Raw genomic sequence first — 21,179 nt, 5'->3', positions numbered from 1 at the left:
AAAATGAAGATTACGGTCATCGGTACGGGGTACGTGGGCTTGGTCAGCGGCACATGTCTGGCGGAAATGGGCAACGAGGTGCTGTGTCTGGACCTGGACGCGGCGAAAATCGATACGCTGAACCAGGGCGGCATCCCGATCCATGAACCGGGTCTGCTGGAAATGGTGCGTCGCAACGTGGCCGCCGGCCGCCTGAGTTTCACCACCAGTATCGAAGACAGCGTGGCCTTCGGCCAGCTGCAATTCATCGCGGTGGGCACGCCGCCGGACGAGGACGGCTCTGCCGACCTCAAATACGTGCTGGCGGCGGCGCGCAACATCGGCCGCCACATGACCGACTACAAGGTGGTGATCGACAAGTCCACGGTGCCGGTGGGCACCGCCGACAAGGTGCGCGCGGTGATCCTCGAGGAGCTGGCGGCGCGCGGCGTCGAGCTGCCGTACTCGGTGGTGTCGAATCCGGAATTCCTGAAAGAGGGCGCGGCGGTCGATGACTTCCTGCGGCCGGACCGGGTGGTGATCGGCGCCGAGGACGAGCGCGCGATCCGCCTGATGCGCGAGCTGTACGCGCCCTTCATCCGCAACCACGACCGCGTGATCGTGATGGACGTGCGCTCGGCCGAGCTGACCAAGTACGCCGCCAACGCCATGCTGGCGACACGCATCTCGTTCATGAACGAACTGGCCAATCTGGCCGACAAGCTGGGCGCCGACATCGAACAGATCCGGGTCGGCATCGGTTCCGATCCGCGCATCGGTTTCCACTTCCTGTATCCGGGCTGCGGCTACGGCGGCTCGTGTTTCCCGAAAGACGTGCAGGCGCTGATCCGCACCGCAGAGGAAAACAGCTCGCCGGTGCGGGTGCTGAACGCGGTCGAGCAAGCCAACGACGAACAGAAGCACCTGCTGCTGCACAAGATCCGCGCCCGCTACGGCGACGACCTGCGCGGCATGCATTTCGCGCTATGGGGCCTGGCGTTCAAGCCGAACACCGACGACATGCGGGCGGCGTCGAGCCGGGTGGTGATCGAGGGATTGTGGCAGATGGGCGCCACGGTGACCGCCTACGATCCGGTGGCGATGACCGAGTCGCGCCGCATTTTCGGCGACGACCCGCGGCTGCGCTACGCGACCGCGCCGATCGCGGCGCTGGCCGAGGCCGACGCGCTGGTGATCGTCACCGAATGGAAGGAATTCCGCGTGCCGAATTTCGAGCAGATCAAGGCGGCGCTGCGCCAGCCGGTGATCTTCGACGGCCGCAATTTGTACACGCCCTCGCAAGTGCGCGAGCACGGCCTGGAATATTTCGCCATCGGCCGCCGCTGAGCCGGCCCGGCCGGACGACCTCAACAATTCAGGAGTAAGAATGAAACGTATCGTGATTTTCGGTGGTGCCGGCTTTATCGGCACGTTCGTGGCGCGCCGCTGGCTGGAAACCGGCCAGGCCGATGAAGTGATCCTGGCCGACATCCGGCCGTCGCCGCTGGCCGGCCAGCCCGGTATCAAGTTCGCCCAGATCGACGTGCGCCAGCCGATCCCGGCCGACCTGGCCGACGGTCCGGTGGACTGGATCTTCAACTTCGCCGCCGTGCACCGCGAGCCGGGCCACGAAGCGCACGAATATTTCGACACCAACATCATGGGCGCGAGCAACGTGTGCAATTACGCGCAGGCGATCGCGTGCCAGAACATCTATTTCACCAGCAGCATCAGCGTCTACGGCCCGACCAAGGGCCCGACCGACGAGGACGCGCCGATCGTGCCGATCAGCCCTTACGGCGGCTCCAAGTTCCCGGCCGAACTGATCCACAAGATCTGGCAGGCCGGCGACGCCGCGCGCCGCCTGATCATCGTCCGTCCCGGCGTGGTTTATGGCCCCGCCGATCCGGGCAACATCGGCCGCATGATCAAGGCGATCCAGAAGGGTTACTTCGTGTTCCCCGGCTCGACCAATATCTACAAATCCTACGCCTATATCTACGGCCTGCTCGACAGCATCGATTTCGTCATCGCCTCCGGTCGCCAGTTTGTCTGCTACAACTACGTCGAAACGCCGACCCAGCAACTGGGCGAGATCGCCGACGAGGTCAAGAAATTCTGCGGCATCAAGGCGCGCACCATCAGCCTGCCGACCGGTTTGCTGGTGCCGGCGGCGACGGCGGTGCAGTTGCTGCTCGGATCGCGCAACCCGATCCACCCGGTACGGGTGCGCAAGGCCGGCAATTCCACCCACATCATTCCCGGCACGCTGCAGAAGATGGGCTTCGATTTCAAGTACACCTTCGCCAACTCCCTGAAACATTGGGCCGAGCGCAACCCTCAGGACTTCGCCTAGGCCGGACGCATGACTACCGTACTCCATGTGGCCGAGGTGCTGAAGGGCGGCACCGCCTCCTATATCGATGAGCTGTTGAGCGACCAGGTGCGCCGCTATGGCGCCGACAAGCTGTGTCTGCTGGTGCCGGCCAGCCAGGTCGGCAGCCTGACCCAGGCCGCCGGGGTCGAGATCGTCGCGTTTCCCGACGGCGGCCGGCTGGCCAATCTGCGCGCGCTTCAGCGCTTTCTGAAACAGCTGTTAAGCCGTCGTAGTTTCGATCTGGTGCATGTCCACGGCACTTTCGCCGGGGTCGCGCTGCGCACCATGGCCTGGCCGGGCGGCCGCCCGCCGCTGATCTATTGCGCCCACGGCTGGTCGTTCGACCGCCAGGCGGCGGGATGGAAGTGCGCGCTGATGGCGGCGGCGGAACGCCTGCTGGCCTGGCGCTGCGAACGCATCATCTGCATCTCCGAACACGACCACGCCAGCGCCGTGGCGCGCGGCTTGCCGCGCGATAAGTTGGTCACGGTGCGCAACGGCATCCGCGACCAGCCGGCGACGCCGGGTCCGGCAGTCAGCTGGCCCGCCAGCAAGCTGCGGATTTTGTTCGCCGGCCGCTTCGATTATCAAAAGGGCATCGATCTGTTATACGGCGCCATGTCCGAGTTGGGGCCGGAATACGCCGCGATCGCCATCGGCGACGCCTCGGCGGGCGATTTCGAATTGACCGCCGACCTGCCCAGCGTGGTGCAGACCGGCTGGTTGGCGCGCGATCAGGTGCAAGCCTATCTGCATTCCTGCGACGTGTTCGTCATGCCGTCGCGCTGGGAAGGCTTCGGCCTGTCCGCGCTGGAAGCGATGCGCGCCGGGCGGGCGGTGGTGGCGACCGGTGTCGGCGGCTTGCCGGAGTTGGTGCGCGACGGCGTCAACGGCTATCTGGTGGAAGCCAATTCGGTACCGGCCTTGGTCGAGGCCTTGGCCAAACTGACCCCGGAGCGCATCGCCGCCATGGGTCAGGCCGGCCGGGCCCGGTTTGAGACATTTTTTGACGCTGCGCGCATGAACCGCGAAATCGCAGCGCTTTACGACACCGTGCTGGCACCGGCGGTGTCCGTTCACACTGAAAGGGTTTGATACGATGAAAGCGATGATATTGGCCGCAGGTAAGGGCACCCGGGTACGTCCACTGACCTACGATCTGCCGAAGCCCATGATTCCCATCCTGGGCAAGCCGGTGATGGCCTACCTGATCGAGCATTTGGCCAAATACGGGGTCAAGGAGATCATGTGCAACGTCAGCTATCTGCATGAAAAGATCGAGGACTATTTCGGCGAAGGCCACCAGTACGGCGTGCAGATCGGCTATTCGTTCGAGGGCTACACCAAGGATGACGGCGAAGTGGTGCCGCAACCGCTGGGTTCGGCGGGCGGCATGAAGAAGATCCAGGAATTCGGCGGTTTCTTCGACGACACCACCATCGTGCTGTGCGGCGACGCCGTGATCAACCTGGACATCAAGTCGGCGCTGTTCGAGCACCGCCGCAAGGGCGCGCTGGCCAGCGTGATCTGCCGCGAAGTGCCGCGTGACAAGGTCGAGAGCTATGGCGTGGTGGTCAGCGACAAGGAAGGCCGCATCACCGCCTTCCAGGAAAAACCCAAGGTCGAGGAGGCGCTGTCGAACTTCGTCAGCACCGGCATCTACATCTTCGAGCCGGAAGTGCTGGACTTGATTCCCAATGGGGTCCAGTTCGACATCGGTTCCGACCTGTTCCCGCTGCTGGTGGAAAAGGGGCTGCCGTTTTTCGCGCAGAACCGCACCTTCAGCTGGATCGATATCGGCAGCGTCAAGGATTATTGGGAAGTGTCGCAAAGCGTGATGATGGGCGAAGTGGCACACATGGACGTGCCCGGCATCCAGCTGGCCGACGGCATCTGGTCCGGCCTGAACACCAGTATCGACTGGGAGGGTACGACCATCGAGGGGCCGGTGTACATCGGCTCGGGTTGCAAGATCGAAGCGGGCAGCACCATCATCGGCCCGACCTGGATCGGCCACGGCAGTCACGTTTGCGGAAACGCAAGCATTGTGCGCAGCGTGCTGTTCGAATACACCAGGGTGTTACATAATGTAAGGCTGGAGGAAATGATCGTCTTCAAGGATTACAGTGTCAACCGCGCCGGCGAGATGCGGCACGTCTCCGAATATAATCCGGATGAGTGGAATAACGCGCGTGATCGCCGCAACCGTCGCCGTTCGGAAACTGAAACATAAAATAAAAAAGAAAGAATGTTGTATGAAAATTTATCCCGTGATCCTGTCCGGCGGCGCCGGCACCCGTTTGTGGCCGTTGTCGCGCGCGGCGATGCCGAAGCAGTTGCTGCCCCTGGTGTCGGATCGGACCATGTTGCAGGAAACTGTGCTGCGCATGGCGGGCCAGCCGGAGGTTCAGGCGCCGCTGGTGGTTTGCGGTAACGAGCACCGCTTCCTGGTGGCCGAGCAGTTGCGCGAGATCGGCGTCACGCCGCTGGCGATCCTGCTCGAACCACTGGGCCGCAACACCGCGCCGGCCGTGGCCGTGGCCGCGTACTTCCTGAAAGCCATCGATCCCGAAGCCATGATGCTGGTGCTGCCGGCCGATCACGTGATCGACGATCTCGCCGCCTTCCACGCCGCCGTCGGTCAGGCGGCCGTGCTGGCCGCCGACGGCGCGCTGGCCACGTTCGGCATCGTGCCGACCGGTCCGGAAACCGGCTACGGCTATATCAAGAGCGGCCCGGCGGTGGCTGGGGCCGAACACGGCTACCAGGTCGACCGCTTTGTCGAAAAACCGGATCTCGAAACCGCCGAGAGCTTTGTCTCGGCCGGTAATTATTATTGGAACAGCGGCATGTTCCTGTTCCGCGCGCGGAGCTACCTGGAAGAGCTGGCCGAATTCAAGCCGGCCATCGCCAGCGCCTGCGAGGCGGCGGTACGTGCCGACAGCAAGGATCTGGACTTTTTCCGCCTGGATGAGGCCGCGTTCACCAGTTCGCCGTCGGATTCCATCGACTACGCGGTGATGGAGCGCACCAGTCACGCGGTGGTGGTGCCGGCGGACATCGGCTGGAGCGATGTCGGCTCGTGGTCGGCGTTGCATCAGGTGCAGGCGCGCGACGCCAACGGCAACGCCGTGCGCGGCGATGTCTACCTGGACGACGTCAGCGGTTCGCTGGTGCGTGCGGAGAGCCGGATTGTCGCGCTGGTCGGCGTCAAGGATCTGGTGGTGGTGGAAACCAAGGATGCCGTGCTGGTCGCGCACAAGGATCAGGTCCAGCGCGTCAAGCAAATCGTCGACCACTTGAAGGGCAAGGATCGCACCGAGCATTTGCAGCACACCAGGGTATATCGTCCGTGGGGCTGCTATGAAGGCATCGACATCGGCGATCGTTTCCAGGTCAAGCGCATCACGGTCAACCCGGGCGGCAAGCTGTCGTTGCAGATGCACCACCACCGCGCCGAACACTGGATCGTGGTCAGCGGCACCGCCCGCGTCACCTGCGGCGACTCGGTACAACTGCTGACCGAGAACGAATCGACCTACATCCCGATCGGCATGAGCCACCGCCTGGAAAACCCGGGCAAACTGCCGCTGCACCTGATCGAGGTTCAGTCCGGCAGCTACCTCGGCGAAGACGACATCGTGCGCTTCGAGGATGTGTATCAGCGTGCCTGATGCGTAGGCCGCTGCTTCGCTTCCTGTTGGCGGCCGCGCTGCTGTGGCAGGCGGCGGCGCATGCGCAATTCGTTCCGGCGGCGAGCGGTTTGCTGCCGGCGCAGTTGGGACTGGTCATCAATGACGACGAGCCCAACAGCGTCGAGATCGGCGAGCTGTATCGCAAGGCGCGCGGCATCCCGGCCGACAACGTGGTCCACGTGCGGATTGCCGGCCGGCCGCGCAAGCTCGATCCCGAACGCTTCCACGAATTGAAGGCGCAAATCGACGCCAAGCTGGGGCCGCGCGTGCAGGCGGTACTGATGGTCTGGACGGCGCCGTACGCGGTCGACTGCAACTCCATCACGTCGGCGTACACCATGGGCTTCGACGCCGAGGTGTGCGCCAAGCCTTGCGGACCGAGCAAGCCCAATCCCTATTTCAACGCCGCCACGCGGCTGCCGTTCGCCGCCCATGGCATGCGCTTGTCGATGCTGATGCCGACCGAGTCGGTGGAGGGAGCCAAGGCATTGATCGAGCGCGGCAAGGTGAGCGGTTTTTCAACGCCCGCCGCCTCGGCCTATTATCTGAGCACCAGCCAGGCCGCGCGCAACAGCCGCGCCGCGTTCTTTCCGCGCGCCGGGCAGATTCCTTCGCGTAAACTGACCATCCAGCGCCTGTCGGCCGACTATATCGAGGACCGCAAGGACATCATGGTTTACCAAACCGGGATGGCGAAGGTGGACAAATTGGACACGCTGCAATTCCTGCCCGGCGCCCTGGCCGACCATCTGACCTCCTACGGCGGCGACTTGTTGGGCAACGGACAGATGAGCAGCCTGCGCTGGCTGGAGGCGGGCGCCACCGCCACGTACGGCACGGTCACCGAACCCTGCAACTACTGGCAAAAATTCCCCCAGCCGTCGGTGTTGCTCAAGCACTATCTGGAAGGCGCCACCGCCATCGAGGCGTATTGGCGCAGCGTGGCGTGGCCGGCGCAAGGTGTATTCGTCGGCGAACCGCTGGCAGCGCCTTACCGCCGCTGAAGCGTCCCGATGCGGGCGCGGGTTTCCGCCGGCGCCGGCGCGCGTGCCTTGCGGCCAAGGACGATCATCAGCGCCAGGCCCGCCAGCAGCATCGCATAGCTGGTCGGCTCCGGCACTGCCGGCGCGGTGTCGTGTTCGCGTGCTTCCGGCGCCAGCGCGCTTGGCTGGCCCAGCCAATCCGTATTCTGCGAATCCTCCCCGTGCTCCGGCAACAATAGCCCGGCCCGGCGTGGCATCGGCTGCGATGCCTGCAGGTAATCGAAGCGCACGCCATCATCCCCCTCGCTGGCCGTCAGGCTGGCAAAGATCAACGCATCGACGCGCTTCGCGCTATCGTGCGGCGCGCTTGCGGACGCCTGTTCACTCTCTTCGTCGGCGGGCTCGGCGTCGTTGAGCTGGCACATGTCGCGCACGAGCCGGTGGCGCTGGGCGGTATCGGCTGGCGCGGTCGCCGACTGTTTCTGCGGTGACTGCTGGCAGGCAAGTTCGTTGCCCGCGACGGCGGTCAGCGAAGTGCCGAGCAGGGTGATCGAAGCAAGAAGGTAGGGCAGGGTTTTAGTTTTCATGGCGTGAGTGAATACATGGCTCAGGCATGGATTGGGCCTGAAAATTAAAACAGGGAATTGTATTTGGAGAATTATTATTTCATTTAAGAAATAGTATAGCATGCAAATCGGAAATCCGGTGGTGACGCCGCGTTAGTCCGAGTGGACTAAACGCTTGTCATCAAGTCGTCATGCCTGCAAGCTAATATGAAAGTTGCAATGTTTGCAGACATGTTGACAACAAGCGCCGGCGCCTCCTCGACTGCCGGTCACCACCAGGAATTTCCATGAAAAAAATCGCTCTCTTGCCGACCGCCCAGGCTGCCGCCACGCCGGGCCGGCGCACCGTTCTCGCCGCCGCCTTGATGGCCGCGCTGTGCGCGCCGGCCTACGCCGCCGATTCGGCGATCGTCATCAGCCAGGTGTACGGTGGCGGCGGCAACGCCGGCGCCTCGTTCAGCAACGATTTCGTCGAACTCTTCAACCGCAGCGCCAGCACCGTCGACCTGTCCAAGTGGAGCGTGCAATACGGCAGCGCCACCGGCACCACCCCCTGGCTGGTCACCAAGCTCGGCGAGGGCGTGACCTTGGCGCCGGGTAAATACCTGTTGGTCCAGCAAGCCGCCGGGACCACCCCCGGCGCGCCGGCGCTGCCGACGCCGGAAGTGACCGGCACCACCAACATGAGCGGCACCACCGGCAAGGTCGCGCTGGTCAGCAGCGAGAGCGCGCTGTCCGGCGCGGTCGCCGCCAACAGCGCCACCGTGGTCGATCTGCTCGGCTTCGGTCCGACCGCGAACTCGTTCGAAGGCGCGGCGACCGCCGTCCTGTCCAATTCCACGGCGGCGCTGCGCAAAGGCGGCGGCTGCACCGACACCGACGTCAACAGCGCCGACTTCGCCATCGGCACGCCGGTCCCGCGCAACGGTGGCACCACCGCCAACGTGTGCGCCGTCGCCGTCGCCGCCATCGTGCCGACCTGCCAGCCGACGCTGACGGTGAACCAGGGCACGGGCGGCAGCGCCGCCCTGTCGGCCACCGACGCCGACGGCGTCGTCAACGCCGCCACGATCACCTCGACCGGCGTGACCGGCATCAGCCTGGCGAACTTCCTGGCCGCCTCGGCCGCCGGTGGCGTCGCCAATGTCAGCCTCAACGTCGGCGGCAACGTCGCGGTCGGCACCTATCCGGTGGTGATCAATTTCAGCAACAACCAGGCCGAGCAGAAGAGCTGCTCGGTCAGCGTGGTGGTCAAGGGCGAGGCGGCGCTGACCCATACCATTCCGCAAATCCAGGGCGCCGGCGCGGCCAGCCCCTACGCCAACACCGAGCAAAGCACCGAAGGCGTGGTCACGCTGAAGGTCGGCTCCGGTTTCTTCATCCAGGACGAGAACGGCGACGGCAACCCGGAAACCTCCGACGGCCTGTTCGTCTACACCACCGCCGCCTATGCGGACAGCGTCGAGATCGGCGACAAGATCCTGATCACCGGCACCGTCTCCGAGTACACGCCGTCCACCGCGCCGCGCAGCTACACCGAATTGACCAACGTCAGCGGCGTGCGCAAGCTGTCCAGCGGCCACGTGGTCACCGCGACCAACATCGCCTTCCCGGTGACCGACTTCGGCCGCTACGAAGGCATGCTGGTGCGCTTCACCAGCCCGCTGACCGTGTCGCAGGTGGAATTCCTGGGCGAGCGCGGCGAGATGACGCTGTCGACCGGCCGCCTGGAAGTGCCGACCAACCGCCATCCGGCCGGTTCGCCGGAAGCGATCGCGCTGGCCCTGTCCAACGCGCAAAACCAGATCATCCTCGACGACGACATCTTCGTCACCCCGGCCACCGTCCCTTACCTGGACGACAACGGCGTGCGCCGCGCCGGCGACAGCGTCTCCGACGTGGTCGGTGTGATCGACTACGGTTCGGCCGGCAGCGGCCCGGCGTTCAAGCTGCAGCCGACCGCCGCGCCGACCTTCTCCAGCGACAACGCGCGCACCCCGGCGCCGGTCATCACGGCCGACACCGCCAACGTCGACGGCAACATCAAGATCGCCAGCGCCAACGTGCTGAACTACTTCACCGAGTTCACCAACGGCACCAATGCCGAAGGCCAGACCATCGCCGGCTGCAAACTGGGCGCCGGTACCGCCTCGCCGAGCAACTGCCGCGGCGCCGACAACATCGCCGAGTTCCAGCGCCAGGAAAACAAGATCGTCAACGAACTGAAGGCCATCAACGCCGACGTGGTCGGCCTGATGGAGATCCAGAACAACGGCGGCGACGTCGAGAAATCGGTCAAGTACCTGGTCAAGTCGCTCAACGCCGCCTACGGCGCGATCACCTATGCCTATGTGCCGGCGCCGGTCAGCGCCACCAGCACGCCGGGCACCGGCACCGACGCGATCCGCGTGGCGATGATCTACAAGCCGTCCGCGGTCAGCCTGGTCGGCAGCTCGATGTCCGACACCGACGCCGTCAACAACCGTCCGCCGATGGCGCAAACCTTCCGTGCCGCCAACGGGCAGAAGTTCTCGGTGGTGGTCAACCACCTGAAATCCAAGGGCAGCTGCCCGGCCGCCAGCAACATCAATGGCGACAAGAACGATGGCCAGGGTTGCTTCAACTCCGACCGCAAGAACCAGGCGACCCGCCTGGTCGGCACTTTTGTGCCGCAAGTGGTGGCCGCCGCCAGCGACCCGAAAGTGCTGCTGATCGGCGACTTCAACTCGCACGGTTTCGAAGATCCGATCAACCTCATCACCGCCGCCGGCTTCGTCAACCAGCTGGAGCGTTTCGTGCGCCCGCGCGGCACGCCTTACTCGTATGTGTTCGACGGCGAAAGCGGCTACCTGGACCACGCGCTGGCCAGCGCCGAGCTGAACGCGGTGGTGCATGACGCGGCCGAGTGGCATATCAACGCCGACGAATCGTCCATCATCGATTACAACCTCAACCTGGGCAGCACCAAGGTCGCCAAGCCGCAGGACCTGTACACGGCCATGCCTTACCGCGCGTCGGACCATGATCCGGTGGTGATCACGCTGAGCCTGAAAGCGTCGTACACCGACGTCACCGCCAGCGTGCGCACGCTGGGCTCGGGCCTGGCGCTGAACCGCCTGACCGGCCGCTACACCGGCACCTTGACCGTCACCAACAGCGGCGCCGGCGCCATCACCGGCCCGCTGCAGGTCGCGCTGAACGGCCTGGCCGGCGGCATCACGCTGGTCAACGCCACCAGCACCCAGAACGGCGCGCCGTACATCACGGTGCCCGGCGGCCTGGCGCCCGGCGCCTCGGTCACCTTACCGCTGACCTTCAGCAAAACCGGCACGGCCAACATCAGCTACACGGCTAAAATTTACAGCGGCACTTTCTAAGCAAGGATCCATCATGTTCATCAATAAAAACTCCCTTTCCCTGCGCCGCATGCTGTTGGCGCTGGCGTTGAGCGCCTGCGCCGGCCTGGCCGCCGCCGACACGACCTACCACGTCGAGCTCGACACAACCGGCTTCGGCAGCAACGGCTGGATCGACCTGCAGTTCAATCCTGGCAGCGCCGGCAACAGCGCCGCCGCCACGGTGGGTCTGAGCGGCTTCACCGGCTTCGACGCAAGCATCGCGGCCGACATGACCGACTCCGTCACCGGTTCGCTGGCCGGCGGTTACAGCATCGCCAACACCTATGACAGCAACGACCTGTTCCACGCCGTGAACTTCGGCGGCACGGTCGGCTTCAACGTCACCTTCAGCGGCGCCGCCGATCCGTCGGCGCAGGTCTGGGGCTCGCTGTTCACGGTGGCGCTGATGGACGCCGGCCAGACGGCCTTTCTGGGCAACTACGGCGCGGACGGTTTCAGCCTGCTGCAGCTGAGCTGGACCCCGGCCGCCACCGTCGGCGGCCAGGGCGTGGTCGGCAGCGAGATCTACGATACCGCCGCCGTCAGCGTCAGCGCGGTGCCGGAACCGTCGACCTGGTTGATGCTGGCTGCCGGCCTCGGCCTGGTCGGCTGGTCGCGCCGCCGCGTCGCCGGTTAAACGACGGGGCGGCGACGCCCCATCCATTGCAACGACAGATTGATGCCTTGCAGCAATCTGTCGTTTTTTTATGACTGGCAAAAAAACCGCTAGTCAGTTGCAAATCACGGGGATGAAGGAAAGCGGCACAGCGGCGGCCGTATATAGTCGCGAAAAATATAAATATTTCATGGAAATCATATTAGTAATGCCAGATTGCTTGTTGCATAGTGGATTGCACCGCTTCAACCGATCAAGACGTTACAAGAGATTGCCATGTTCGCCGCCCATATCCTTGTCATCGAAACCGAGCCCGCGATCCAGGAGCTCATCGCCCTGAACCTCGGCATGGCCGGCCACACCGTCAGCCGCGCCGGCGACGCCGAAAGCGCCTTGCTGATGCTGGAGGACGGCCTGCCCGACATGATTTTGCTGGACTGGACCTTGCCGGGCCAGTCCGGGCTGTCGCTGATCCGCCGCCTGCGCGCCCAGCACTCCACCCGCGACTTGCCGATCATCATGGTCACCGCCCGGTGCGGCGAGCCGGACAAGATCATGGCGCTGGAAAGCGGCGCCGACGATTACATGACCAAACCCTTCAGTCCGCGCGAAATGGCCGCCCGTGTCGCCGCCGTGCTGCGCCGCCAGCCGCGCGCCGCCCATGCCGGCGCCGACGCGCCGGTGCAACTGGCCGGCCTGCGGCTCGATCCCGGCACCCAGCGCGTCACCGCCGACGCGCGCGAGCTGGCGCTGGGCCGGGTGGAGTTCAAGCTGTTGAATTTCCTGATGAGCCACCCGGAGCGCGTGCATACCCGCGCCCAGCTGCTCGACCAGGTCTGGGGCCGCGCCGTCTACCTCGACGAGCGCACCGTCGACACCCACGTCGGCCGCCTGCGCAGCGCGCTGCAGCCCAGCGGCTATCAGCAACGCATCGAAACCGTGCGCGGCAGCGGTTACCGCTTCACCGGCGCGCCGGGATGACGATGGAGCAGTTGGTCATCTTGAGCAAGCTGGAGCAGGAATACCTGCTGCACGCGATCGAAGCCGCCATCCCGCTGCGCGACGCGCGCCAGTTCCGCCTGTGGACGCAGGGCCCGTTGCAAGCCTTGCTGCCGCATCAAGTCATGGTGTGCCTGCAGTTCGGCGAGCACGACGAGCTGCGGCATATCGAGTGCGCGCACAGCATGGTGCTGGACGCCGGCGTCCACAACCGTCTCGCCAACCGCGACGATGGCCTGGCCCTGCGCCTGGCCCGCCATTGCGGCGGCGAGGCCGAGCCGGCGCTGGCGCCGTTCCTGGGCGAGTTGCGCGAACTGGGCATGGAGAATCTGTTGATCCGTGGCACAGAACGCTTGCCGGGCGGCGCCACCTTCTTCGTCCTGTTCGGCCTGCCGCACCGGCCACGCCCTCGCCACGCGTATTTCCTCGAACTGCTGCTGCCGTATCTGCACATGGGCTTGCAACGCGTGGGCGGCAGCCAGGCGCGCACGCGCGCCGCCGCGCTGGCGCGCCCGGTCAGCGCGCGCGAGGCGGAGATCCTGCACTGGGTGCGCGAAGGCAAGAGCAACGAGGAAATCGGCCTGATCCTCGGCATCAGCGGCCTGACCGTAAAGAACCATCTGCAGCGCCTGTACCGGTTGCTGGGCGTGTCCAACCGCGCCCATGCGATCGCGCGCGGCATGGCGCTGCAACTATTTGATCGTCCGACACAAATGCTGGCGCGCGCCGCATAAAAAGATTGTCGTAGTAGCAAACCGCATGGTAGCCTCATAGCTTCTTGGAAGTGGCGTCACGCAAAGGAGTTGCAGGGATGGAAGTCGTAAAGAAACATCGTAAAATCGCGGTCCGCAATCCGGCCGGTTTTACCTTGCTGGAGCTGTTGGTCGTGATCGTGATCATCGGTTTGCTGGCGGCGTATGTCGGTCCCAAATATTTCGCCCAACTGGGCAAATCGGAAGTGACGATCGCCAAGGCGCAGATCGAAGCGTTCGAGAAATCGCTGGACACTTTCCGGCTCGACGTCGGCCGTTATCCGACCACCGAGGAAGGCCTGGCCGCGCTGCTGGTCGCGCCGCCGACCGCCGGCGCCAAGTGGAACGGCCCGTACCTGAAGAAGGCGGTGCCGCCCGATCCGTGGGGCCACGCCTACCAGTACAAGGCGCCGGGCAGCAAGGCGGAATTCGAAATCACCTCGCTGGGCCGCAACGGCGTCGCCGGCGGCGAAGGCGAAGACGCCGACATCAGCTCGCAATAAGCTTCCCAGAGTCTCCCCACTATGCAGTTCGATGTCCGTACCTTGTCGGCCGATATGGTCATCTCCCATCTAACGATCGATGGCCGCGATGAGGCCGACGCGCGCCGTCAGGTCGAGGCGCGCGGGCTGTTCGTCAGTTCGATCGCGCCGGCCGGCGGCGGCCTCGGCCTGCGTCGCGGCAAGGCGCGCGGCAAGGGCCTGTCGCTGGTGCTGTTCAGCCAGGAGCTGCTGGCGCTGCTGACCGCCGGCCTGGGTATCGTCGAAGGGCTGGAAGCCTTGCTGGAAAAGGAAAGCGGCCCGGCCACGCGCAGCGTGCTGGAACGCCTGCTGGCCGGCCTGCGCGAAGGCCAGCGCTTCTCCGCCGTGCTGGCGGAGCAGCCGGAACTGTTCCCGCCGCTGTACATCGGCATCGTCAAGGCGGCCGAGGGCACCTCGGACCTGCCGCGCTCTTTGTCCCGTTTCATCGACTACCAGCAGCGCATCGACGTGGTGCGCGCCAAGCTGGTCTCGGCCGCGATCTATCCGTGCATCCTGCTGCTGGTCGGCGGCGGCGTCAGCATGTTCCTGATCGGCTACGTGGTGCCGCGCTTCGCCGAGGTGTACCAGGGCGCCGGCCGCAACCTGCCGTGGCTGTCGCAGCAGATGCTCAACTGGGGCCAGTTCGCCGGCGCCCATCCGACCCTGCTGTTGGGCGGCATCGCCACGGTGCTGGCGGCGCTGGTGCTGGGCGTGCGGCACGCGCTGGCCAACGGCGGCATCGGCCGCCTGCTGGGTCGTCTGCCCGGCATCGGCGAGCGGGTGCGCATCTATGAACTGTCGCGGCTCTACCTGACGCTGGGTATGCTCAGCGAAGGCGGCATCACCATCGTGCACGCGATCGAGACGGTGCAGGGCATGGTCTCGGCCGGCATCCGCCGCAACCTGCAGGCGGCGCGCGGCGCGATCGAATCGGGCCTGCCGCTGTCGACCGCGTTCGAGGCCAATCAACTGACCACGCCGATCTCGCTGCGCATGCTGCGCGTCGGCGAGCGCACCGGCGACATGGGGCCGATGCTGACCCAGTCGGCGGCGTTCTACGACGGCGAAATCAGCCGCTGGATCGAACGCTTCACGCGCACCTTCGAACCGCTGCTGATGGCCGCCATCGGCCTGGTGGTCGGCGCCATCGTGGTGCTGCTGTATATGCCGATCTTCGATCTGGCGGGAGACATGTCATGACGGCCCTGGACACCACGCTGCTGGCGCGCGCGCGCCATCTGCGCCAGCAATCGAAGCGCACGCTGGTCGAGGAGCTGGAAACGCTGACCGGCACCGAGCCGCGCCTGCTGGTGCGCTCGCTGGCGCAGCCGTTCGGCATGGCGGTGCTGGAGACGATCGACATGCTGGCCTTCACCCCGGCCTTCGATCTGCTGCCGCTGTCGCAGGCGATGGCGCGCCATTGCGTGCTGCTGCGCGGGCACGACGGCATGGTGGTGGGCGTGATCGCCGATCCCTTCGACCTCGATCTGCAGACCTGGCTCGGCACGCAGGCGCGCGCCACGCCGCACGCGCCGCTGCAAACCCGGCTCGCTTTGCAGGCCGACATCCAGGCCTATCTGTCCAAGCAGGAGGAATCGGCGCGCGCCACCGACACGCTGCTGCCCGGCGCTAGCGAAGGCCGGCGCGACGGCAAGACGGCGGCGGTGCTGTCGTTCGCCTCGGTGTCGGAGGCGGCCAGTCCCGCCGTCCGCCTGGTCAACTCGACCCTGTACGACGCGCTCAAGGCCGGCGCCTCCGACATCCACCTGGAAAGCACGGCCGGCGGGCTGGCGGTCAAATACCGGGTCGACGGCGTGCTCGATCACGCCACCGCCGTCAACGGCATCGACGTCGCGGAGCAGATCATCTCGCGCCTGAAGGTGCTGGCGGAACTCGACATCGCCGAACGCCGCGTGCCGCAGGACGGCAGCTTCCGCGTCGAAGCGAATGCGCGCGAGATCGACCTGCGCGTCTCCATCATGCCGAGCATCCACGGCGAGGACGCGGTGATCCGTATCCTCGACAAGCGCGCCATGATCGAAGCCTACGGCTCGCTGACGCTGGAGGCGCTGGGCTTCGACGCGCCGTCGCTGGCGACGCTGCGGGTGCTGGCGCAGGAAGCGTACGGCATGCTGCTGGTGACCGGACCGACCGGCTCCGGCAAGACCACCACCTTATACGCGGCGCTGACCGAGATCCACAACGGCCGCGAGAAGATCATCACCATCGAAGACCCGGTCGAATATCAGCTGCCCGGCATCCTGCAAATCCCGGTCAACGAAAAAAAGGGCCTGACCTTCGCCAAGGGCCTGCGTTCGATCCTGCGCCACGATCCGGACAAGATCATGGTCGGCGAGATCCGCGACCGCGAGACGGCGGAAATCGCGGTGCAGTCGGCGTTGACCGGCCACCTGGTGCTGACCACCGTGCACGCCAACAACGTGTTCGACGTGTTCGGCCGCTTCACCCACATGGGCATCGACCCGTATGCCTTCGTCTCGGCGCTGAACGGCATCTGGGCGCAGCGGCTGGTGCGCATCAACTGCCCGCACTGCGCCACGGAGTACACGCCGGACGACCACGAGCTGGCCAGCGTCGGCCTGGCCCGCTCCGACGTCTACGACTACCGCTTCATGCAGGGCAAGGGCTGCGGCGATTGCCGCGGCACCGGCTACAAGGGCCGCCGCTCGATCGCCGAGATCCTGACCCTGAACGACGAGATCCGCGAACTGATCGTCGACAAGCGGCCGATCCGCCAGATCAAGCAGGCGGCCTACGAAAACGGCACGCGCAGCCTGCGCCTGGCGGCGCTGGAACTGGTCAAGCGCGGCGGCACCACGCTGACCGAAATCAAACGGGTGACCTTGCATGCGTAGAGCCATCGGACAATCGCTGCGCATCGACGTCGCGGCCCATGCGGTCGCGGTGCGGCGCGTCGGCCGCTGGGGCGGGGCGGCGCCGACGCAGCTGGCGGCGCAGGCCATCGCGCCGTCGGGCGAGCATCCCTTCGACGCCATCGCCAACGCCTTGCGCGCGCTGCTGGGCGAGCTCGAAGTCGGCGGCTGGCCGGTCAGCTTCACGCTGGCCGACGAGCTGACGCGCCTGTGGCGCGTGACGCCGCCGCCGGGCGCCGCCCGCATGGCGGACATGGAGGCGGCGGCCGGCCTGCGCTTCCAGTCGCTGTACGGCGAGCCGCCGTCGGCATGGCGCATCTCGGCCGACTGGAACGCGACCGAACCGTTCTTCGCCGCCGCCGTGCCGCACACCTTGCTGGCCGCGCTGCAGCTGGTGGCGCAGGAATTCAGGCTGGCCATCGTCGGCATCGCGCCGCGCTTCGTCGGCGCGTGGAACCGCAACCGGCGCGGCATCAGGCAGGGCGCGTGGTTCGGCGTGGTGCACGACAACCTGCTGACGCTGGCGGCGATCGACGCCGAGGGCGAGGGCGTGCGCGCCATCCGTCCGCTGCCGATACCGCACGGCGCCGATCAGTACTGGCTGACGCAAACGCTGCAACGCGAAGCGCTGCTGCTGGACCTGGCCGCGCCCGAGCTGCTGCAGGTATGCGGCGCGGCGCCGGCCGACTGGACCAAGCCGGCCGGCGGCGCGGCCTACATCCCGTGCGCGGCGATCGGTGGGGGAGCGGCATGAAATCCATGCACATCGACTTCGCGCCGCGCAGCCTGCGCCGCACCTTGTTCCATACCCATCCGGCGCTGCTGGCGCTGGCCGGCATCGGCTTGCTGCTGTGCGTGGGCGCGGCCTTCGGCGGCTGGCGACTGGCCGAGCAGCGGCATGAGCGCGAGCGCCAAGTGCGCCATCTGCAGGAGCGCGTGGCGGCGATGTCGGCGCGGCCTGTGGAGGTGGCGCGGGTCGCGATCCCGCCGGAGCAGGCGGTGTTCGTCAACGGCGCCGTGATGCAATTGAACCTGCCGTGGCGCGAGTTGCAGGACGCGGTGGCGGCCGCCACGCCGCGCGGCGTGGCGCTGGTGGCGATGGAGCCTGATCCGCGCAAGCAAATCCTGAAGATCACCGCCGAGACCAGGACCAGCGACGAGATGGTGGACTACGTCGCGGAGTTGAAGCAGCAGGAGTCCTTCAGCGCCGTGATACTGACGCGCCACGAAATCAACGAGCAGGATCCGAACCGGCCCTTGCGCTTCCAGCTGGAGGCGACATGGGTGGCGCGATGAACGATATCAACGCGGCGGTCCTGGCCTTGCGCGCGCGCCTGCTGCTGCAGCGCATCGGCGCGCCGGCCTGCGTCGCCATCGTCCTGTGCGCGGCCGGCGTCGCGGCGTGGGCCTGGCTGCTGCCGCAGCGCGCGGCGCAGGCGCGGTTGCTGGCCCGGCCGCTGCCGTCGCCGGCGACCTTGGTGGCGCCGCCGCCACCGCCGTCGGCCAACCAGAACCTGGCCGAGTTCTACCAGGTGCTTGGCGAGAAGCGCTACGCCGAGCAGCAGGTCAAGGTGCTGTTCGACCTGGCCGCCAAATCGAAGCTGATCCTGAGCCAGGGCGAATACAAGGCCGCCTACGACAAGGCCAGCCGCGTCAGCACCTATCAGATCATCCTGCCGGTGAAGGGACCGTACCAGTCGATCTGGCAGTTCTCGATGCAGGCGCTGGGCCAGATGCCGTTCGCTTCGCTCGACGAAGTCGGCTTCCGCCGTGAGACCATCGCCGACGCCACGGTCGAAGCGCGGCTGCGTTTCACCTTGTACCTGAAGGACGGCGAGCCATGAAGCCTTATCAGATCGCGATGGCGGTGGCGCTGGTGGGCGCGGCCGGCCTGGTGCTGTTCGGCGACAGCGCGCCGTCTTCCGATATCGCCGAACCGGTGGCGCGCGGCGCGGCCGCCAATGCGCCGACCGCCGCGCCGGCCCGCGCCGGCAAGGACGCAGTCAAACCTCAAGCCGAAGTGGCCATCCTGCGGCTGCGGCCGCGCGCCGAATTGATTGGCGAAGCCGGCGAGGCGGCGTTCGCCTCGGGCGAGGGCGTGTTCCTCGGCCAGAACTGGAATCCACCGCCGCCGCCGGCCCCGCCCGCATCCGCCGTGCTCGCGGCGCCGCCGCCGCCGATGGCGCCGCCGCTGCCGTTCGCCTACATCGGCAAGGCCGTGGCGGACGGCGCATGGGAAGTGTACCTGGCGCGCGCCGACAAGACCTACGTGGTCCGCAATCAAACCGTCATCGACGGCACCTACCGCGTGGAGCGCATCGCGCCACCGTTGATGTCCGTGACCTACCTGCCTTTGAACCAGCTACAACAGATCAACATTGGAGTATTCGACTGATGGCTAGTCATTTGAAAAACGTGAGCGTGCCGATTCTGCTGGCGGTCCTGCTCAGCGGCTGCGCCGCGCAACTGGCCTACCGCGACGGCAATGACTTGATCGCCAAGAACCAGCTCGAAGCGGGTCTGTCCAGATACCAGGAGGCGGTGGCCGCCGATCCGGGCAACGCGGAATACCGCGCGGCCTACCTGCGCGCGCGCGACCGCGCCACCCAGCGCCTGCTGGACACGGCGGAGCGCGACCAGGCAGAGGGCCGTGCCGACCAGGCGGAGCAGGGCTATCGCCGCGCGCTGGGCCTCGATCCGCAGAACGAACGCGCCCGCGCCGGCATGCGCGCGCTGGAACGCGACGAGCGCCAGACCAAGCTGATGGCCGCCGCCGCGCAACACCTGAACAAGGGCGAGTACGAACTGGCCCGGCAAAAGCTCAATGCCGTGCTGACCGAGACGCCGGCCAACGAGAAGGCGCGCGCGATGCTGCGCGAGGCGGTCGAGAAGGCCGCGCCGCCGGCGGTGGAGTCGGGCCTGGCCAAGACCTACAAGCAGCCGATCTCGATCGAGTTCCGCGACGCGCCGCTGAAGCAGGTGTTCGAAGTGATCTCGCGCCGCTCTGGCCTCAACTTCGTGTTCGACAAAGACGTCAAGACCGACCAGAAAACCACGGTGCTGCTGAAGAACAGCACCGTCGAATCGGCGATCTACTTCCTGCTGCTGACCAATCAGCTGGAGCAGCAGGTCATGGACGCCAACACCATCCTGATCTACCCCAATGTCGCGGCCAAGCTGAAGGAATACCAGGAGATGACGGTCAAGACCTTCTTCCTGGCGAACGCCGAGGCCAAGCTGGTGGCCAACACGCTGAAGACCATCCTGAAGTCGCGCGACGTGGTGGTCGACGAAAAACTCAACCTGATCATCGTGCGCGACAGCCCTGAAGCGATCCGCCTGGCCGAGCGCCTGATCAACCTGCAGGACGCGCCGGAACCGGAGGTGATGCTGGAGGTGGAGATCCTGGAGGTCAAGCGATCGCGCCTGATGGACCTGGGCGTGGTGTGGCCGACCACGCTGGGCTTCTCGCCGCTGTCCACCTCGGGCGGCACCGGCATCACGGTGCGCGACCTGAACAACCTGAACCAGCGCACCATCGGCGTCACCGGCGCGCAGTTGTCGATCAACGCCAACAAGAACGACGCCGACTCCAACCTGCTGGCCAATCCGCGCATCCGCGTGCGCAACAAGGAAAAAGCCAAGATCGTCATCGGCGACAAGCTGCCGGTGATCACCAGCACCGTGTCGTCGGGCGTGGGCGGCTTCGCCAGCGATTCGGTGACCTATGTCGACGTCGGCCTGACGCTGAACGCCGAGCCGACCATCTACCTGAACAACGAGGTGGCGATCCGCATGCAGCTGGAGGTCAGCAACCTGGTCAGCACCGTAACCACCAAGAACGGCACCACCGCCTATCAACTGGGCACGCGCCAGGCATCCACCATGCTGCAGCTGAAGGATGGCGAGAACCAGGTGCTGGCGGGCTTGATCAACAACGAGGAGCGCAATTCGTCGAACAAGATCCCGGGCTTCAGCGAACTGCCGATCATCAGCCGCTTGTTCGGGAGCCAGCGCGACGACAATCAAAAAACCGAGATCGTGCTGTCGATCACGCCGCACCTGATCCGCAATGTGCAGCGTCCGGAAGCGAATGTATCGGAGTTCTCGGCCGGTACCGAAGCGAGCTTCCGCCGCCGCCCGGACTTCACACCGCGCGCGACGGTGGCTTTGCCGCCGCCGCCGGGCGCGCTGCCAGCGTCGGTGTCCGCGCCGGTGTCCGCCCCTGCGCCGACGGCGGTGCCGCTGGCCGTGCCGTCGCCGGCCGCCACGCCATCGCCGGTGCAGGCCACGCCGCTGTCCGAAACGCAGCCGGCGCCGCTGCCGCCGACCCAGGGCGTGACCCCGCAATCGGTGCAGCCGCCGGTGCAAGACGGCCCGCCGCCGGCGCAGCAGTAAG

The 21,179-nt window shown here is 66.1% G+C and carries 19 protein-coding genes; 18 read left to right on the top strand and 1 reads right to left on the bottom strand.

What is annotated here, in order from left to right; translation table 11 throughout:
• The first annotated feature begins 3 nt into the window (after positions 1–3).
• The 6 genes from GW587_RS27735 to GW587_RS27710 are packed head-to-tail and all read left to right on the top strand — an operon-like array spanning position 4 to position 7,055.
• Complete coding sequence (locus GW587_RS27735) at positions 4–1,326, top strand: UDP-glucose dehydrogenase family protein (RefSeq protein ID WP_166108141.1); 1,323 nt, start codon at positions 4–6, stop codon at positions 1,324–1,326.
• A gap of 40 nt (positions 1,327–1,366) precedes the next feature.
• The gene (locus GW587_RS27730) at positions 1,367–2,335 is read left to right on the top strand and encodes an NAD-dependent epimerase/dehydratase family protein (RefSeq protein WP_166108140.1); all 969 of its coding nucleotides are present in this window, start codon (positions 1,367–1,369) and stop codon (positions 2,333–2,335) included.
• Between the two features lie 9 nt (positions 2,336–2,344).
• Positions 2,345–3,451: a glycosyltransferase gene (locus tag GW587_RS27725; RefSeq protein WP_166108139.1), complete on the top strand. Its 1,107-nt coding sequence runs from the start codon at positions 2,345–2,347 to the stop codon at positions 3,449–3,451.
• A gap of 4 nt (positions 3,452–3,455) precedes the next feature.
• Entirely contained in the window at positions 3,456–4,589 is a 1,134-nt protein-coding gene (locus GW587_RS27720) for a nucleotidyltransferase family protein (RefSeq protein WP_166108138.1), read from the top strand.
• A gap of 22 nt (positions 4,590–4,611) precedes the next feature.
• Positions 4,612–6,030, top strand: coding sequence for a mannose-1-phosphate guanylyltransferase/mannose-6-phosphate isomerase (locus tag GW587_RS27715; RefSeq protein WP_166108137.1), 1,419 nt, complete (start codon positions 4,612–4,614; stop codon positions 6,028–6,030).
• Positions 6,030–7,055 carry a TIGR03790 family protein gene (locus tag GW587_RS27710; RefSeq protein ID WP_166108136.1) on the top strand — a complete coding sequence of 342 codons (1,026 nt, stop codon included), beginning with the start codon at positions 6,030–6,032 and terminating at the stop codon, positions 7,053–7,055. The genes GW587_RS27715 and GW587_RS27710 overlap by 1 nt, the downstream gene beginning before the upstream one ends.
• Here GW587_RS27710 and GW587_RS27705 read toward each other — a convergent pair.
• Entirely contained in the window at positions 7,043–7,621 is a 579-nt protein-coding gene (locus tag GW587_RS27705; RefSeq protein WP_166108135.1) for a PEP-CTERM sorting domain-containing protein, read from the bottom strand. The genes GW587_RS27710 and GW587_RS27705 overlap by 13 nt on opposite strands.
• 266 nt (positions 7,622–7,887) lie before the next feature.
• Here GW587_RS27705 and GW587_RS27700 point away from each other — a divergent pair, with 266 nt between their 5' ends.
• From GW587_RS27700 to GW587_RS27645, 12 genes are all read left to right on the top strand, one after another.
• Positions 7,888–10,977: an ExeM/NucH family extracellular endonuclease gene (locus GW587_RS27700; protein ID WP_166108134.1), complete on the top strand. Its 3,090-nt coding sequence runs from the start codon at positions 7,888–7,890 to the stop codon at positions 10,975–10,977.
• Positions 10,978–10,990: 13 nt separating this feature from the next.
• Positions 10,991–11,635, top strand: a complete 645-nt coding sequence (locus tag GW587_RS27695) for an NF038129 family PEP-CTERM protein (RefSeq protein ID WP_166108133.1) — start codon at positions 10,991–10,993, stop codon at positions 11,633–11,635.
• A gap of 255 nt (positions 11,636–11,890) precedes the next feature.
• The gene (gene phoB, locus GW587_RS27690; protein WP_166108132.1) at positions 11,891–12,595 is read left to right on the top strand and encodes a phosphate regulon transcriptional regulator PhoB; all 705 of its coding nucleotides are present in this window, start codon (positions 11,891–11,893) and stop codon (positions 12,593–12,595) included.
• A gap of 2 nt (positions 12,596–12,597) precedes the next feature.
• Positions 12,598–13,347 (top strand): LuxR C-terminal-related transcriptional regulator, encoded by a 750-nt coding sequence (locus GW587_RS27685; RefSeq protein ID WP_166108131.1) that lies wholly within the window; start codon positions 12,598–12,600, stop codon positions 13,345–13,347.
• A 77-nt stretch (positions 13,348–13,424) separates the two neighbouring features.
• Entirely contained in the window at positions 13,425–13,868 is a 444-nt protein-coding gene (gene gspG / locus GW587_RS27680; protein WP_166108130.1) for a type II secretion system major pseudopilin GspG, read from the top strand.
• 21 nt (positions 13,869–13,889) lie between these two features.
• Entirely contained in the window at positions 13,890–15,086 is a 1,197-nt protein-coding gene (locus GW587_RS27675) for a type II secretion system F family protein (protein ID WP_166108129.1), read from the top strand.
• Positions 15,083–16,762: a GspE/PulE family protein gene (locus tag GW587_RS27670; protein WP_166108128.1), complete on the top strand. Its 1,680-nt coding sequence runs from the start codon at positions 15,083–15,085 to the stop codon at positions 16,760–16,762. Before GW587_RS27675 ends, GW587_RS27670 begins: the two co-directional genes overlap by 4 nt.
• On the top strand, positions 16,755–17,534 hold the full coding sequence (locus GW587_RS27665; RefSeq protein ID WP_166108127.1) for a hypothetical protein: 780 nt from the start codon (positions 16,755–16,757) through the stop codon (positions 17,532–17,534). Before GW587_RS27670 ends, GW587_RS27665 begins: the two co-directional genes overlap by 8 nt.
• A complete protein-coding gene (locus GW587_RS27660) occupies positions 17,531–18,076 on the top strand; it encodes a PilN domain-containing protein (protein ID WP_166108126.1) in 546 nt (181 codons plus the stop codon). Before GW587_RS27665 ends, GW587_RS27660 begins: the two co-directional genes overlap by 4 nt.
• Positions 18,073–18,624 carry a hypothetical protein gene (locus tag GW587_RS27655; protein ID WP_166108125.1) on the top strand — a complete coding sequence of 184 codons (552 nt, stop codon included), beginning with the start codon at positions 18,073–18,075 and terminating at the stop codon, positions 18,622–18,624. The genes GW587_RS27660 and GW587_RS27655 overlap by 4 nt, the downstream gene beginning before the upstream one ends.
• The gene (locus tag GW587_RS27650) at positions 18,621–19,175 is read left to right on the top strand and encodes a hypothetical protein (protein WP_166108124.1); all 555 of its coding nucleotides are present in this window, start codon (positions 18,621–18,623) and stop codon (positions 19,173–19,175) included. Before GW587_RS27655 ends, GW587_RS27650 begins: the two co-directional genes overlap by 4 nt.
• Entirely contained in the window at positions 19,175–21,178 is a 2,004-nt protein-coding gene (locus GW587_RS27645; protein ID WP_166108123.1) for a secretin GspD/PilQ domain-containing protein, read from the top strand. Before GW587_RS27650 ends, GW587_RS27645 begins: the two co-directional genes overlap by 1 nt.
• Position 21,179: the final 1 nt, after the last annotated feature.

The sequence above is a fragment of the Duganella aceris genome (assembly GCF_011090165.1).
Lineage (GTDB): Bacteria > Pseudomonadota > Gammaproteobacteria > Burkholderiales > Burkholderiaceae_D > Rugamonas > Rugamonas aceris.
This window is presented reverse-complemented; position numbering and strand designations above follow the sequence as displayed.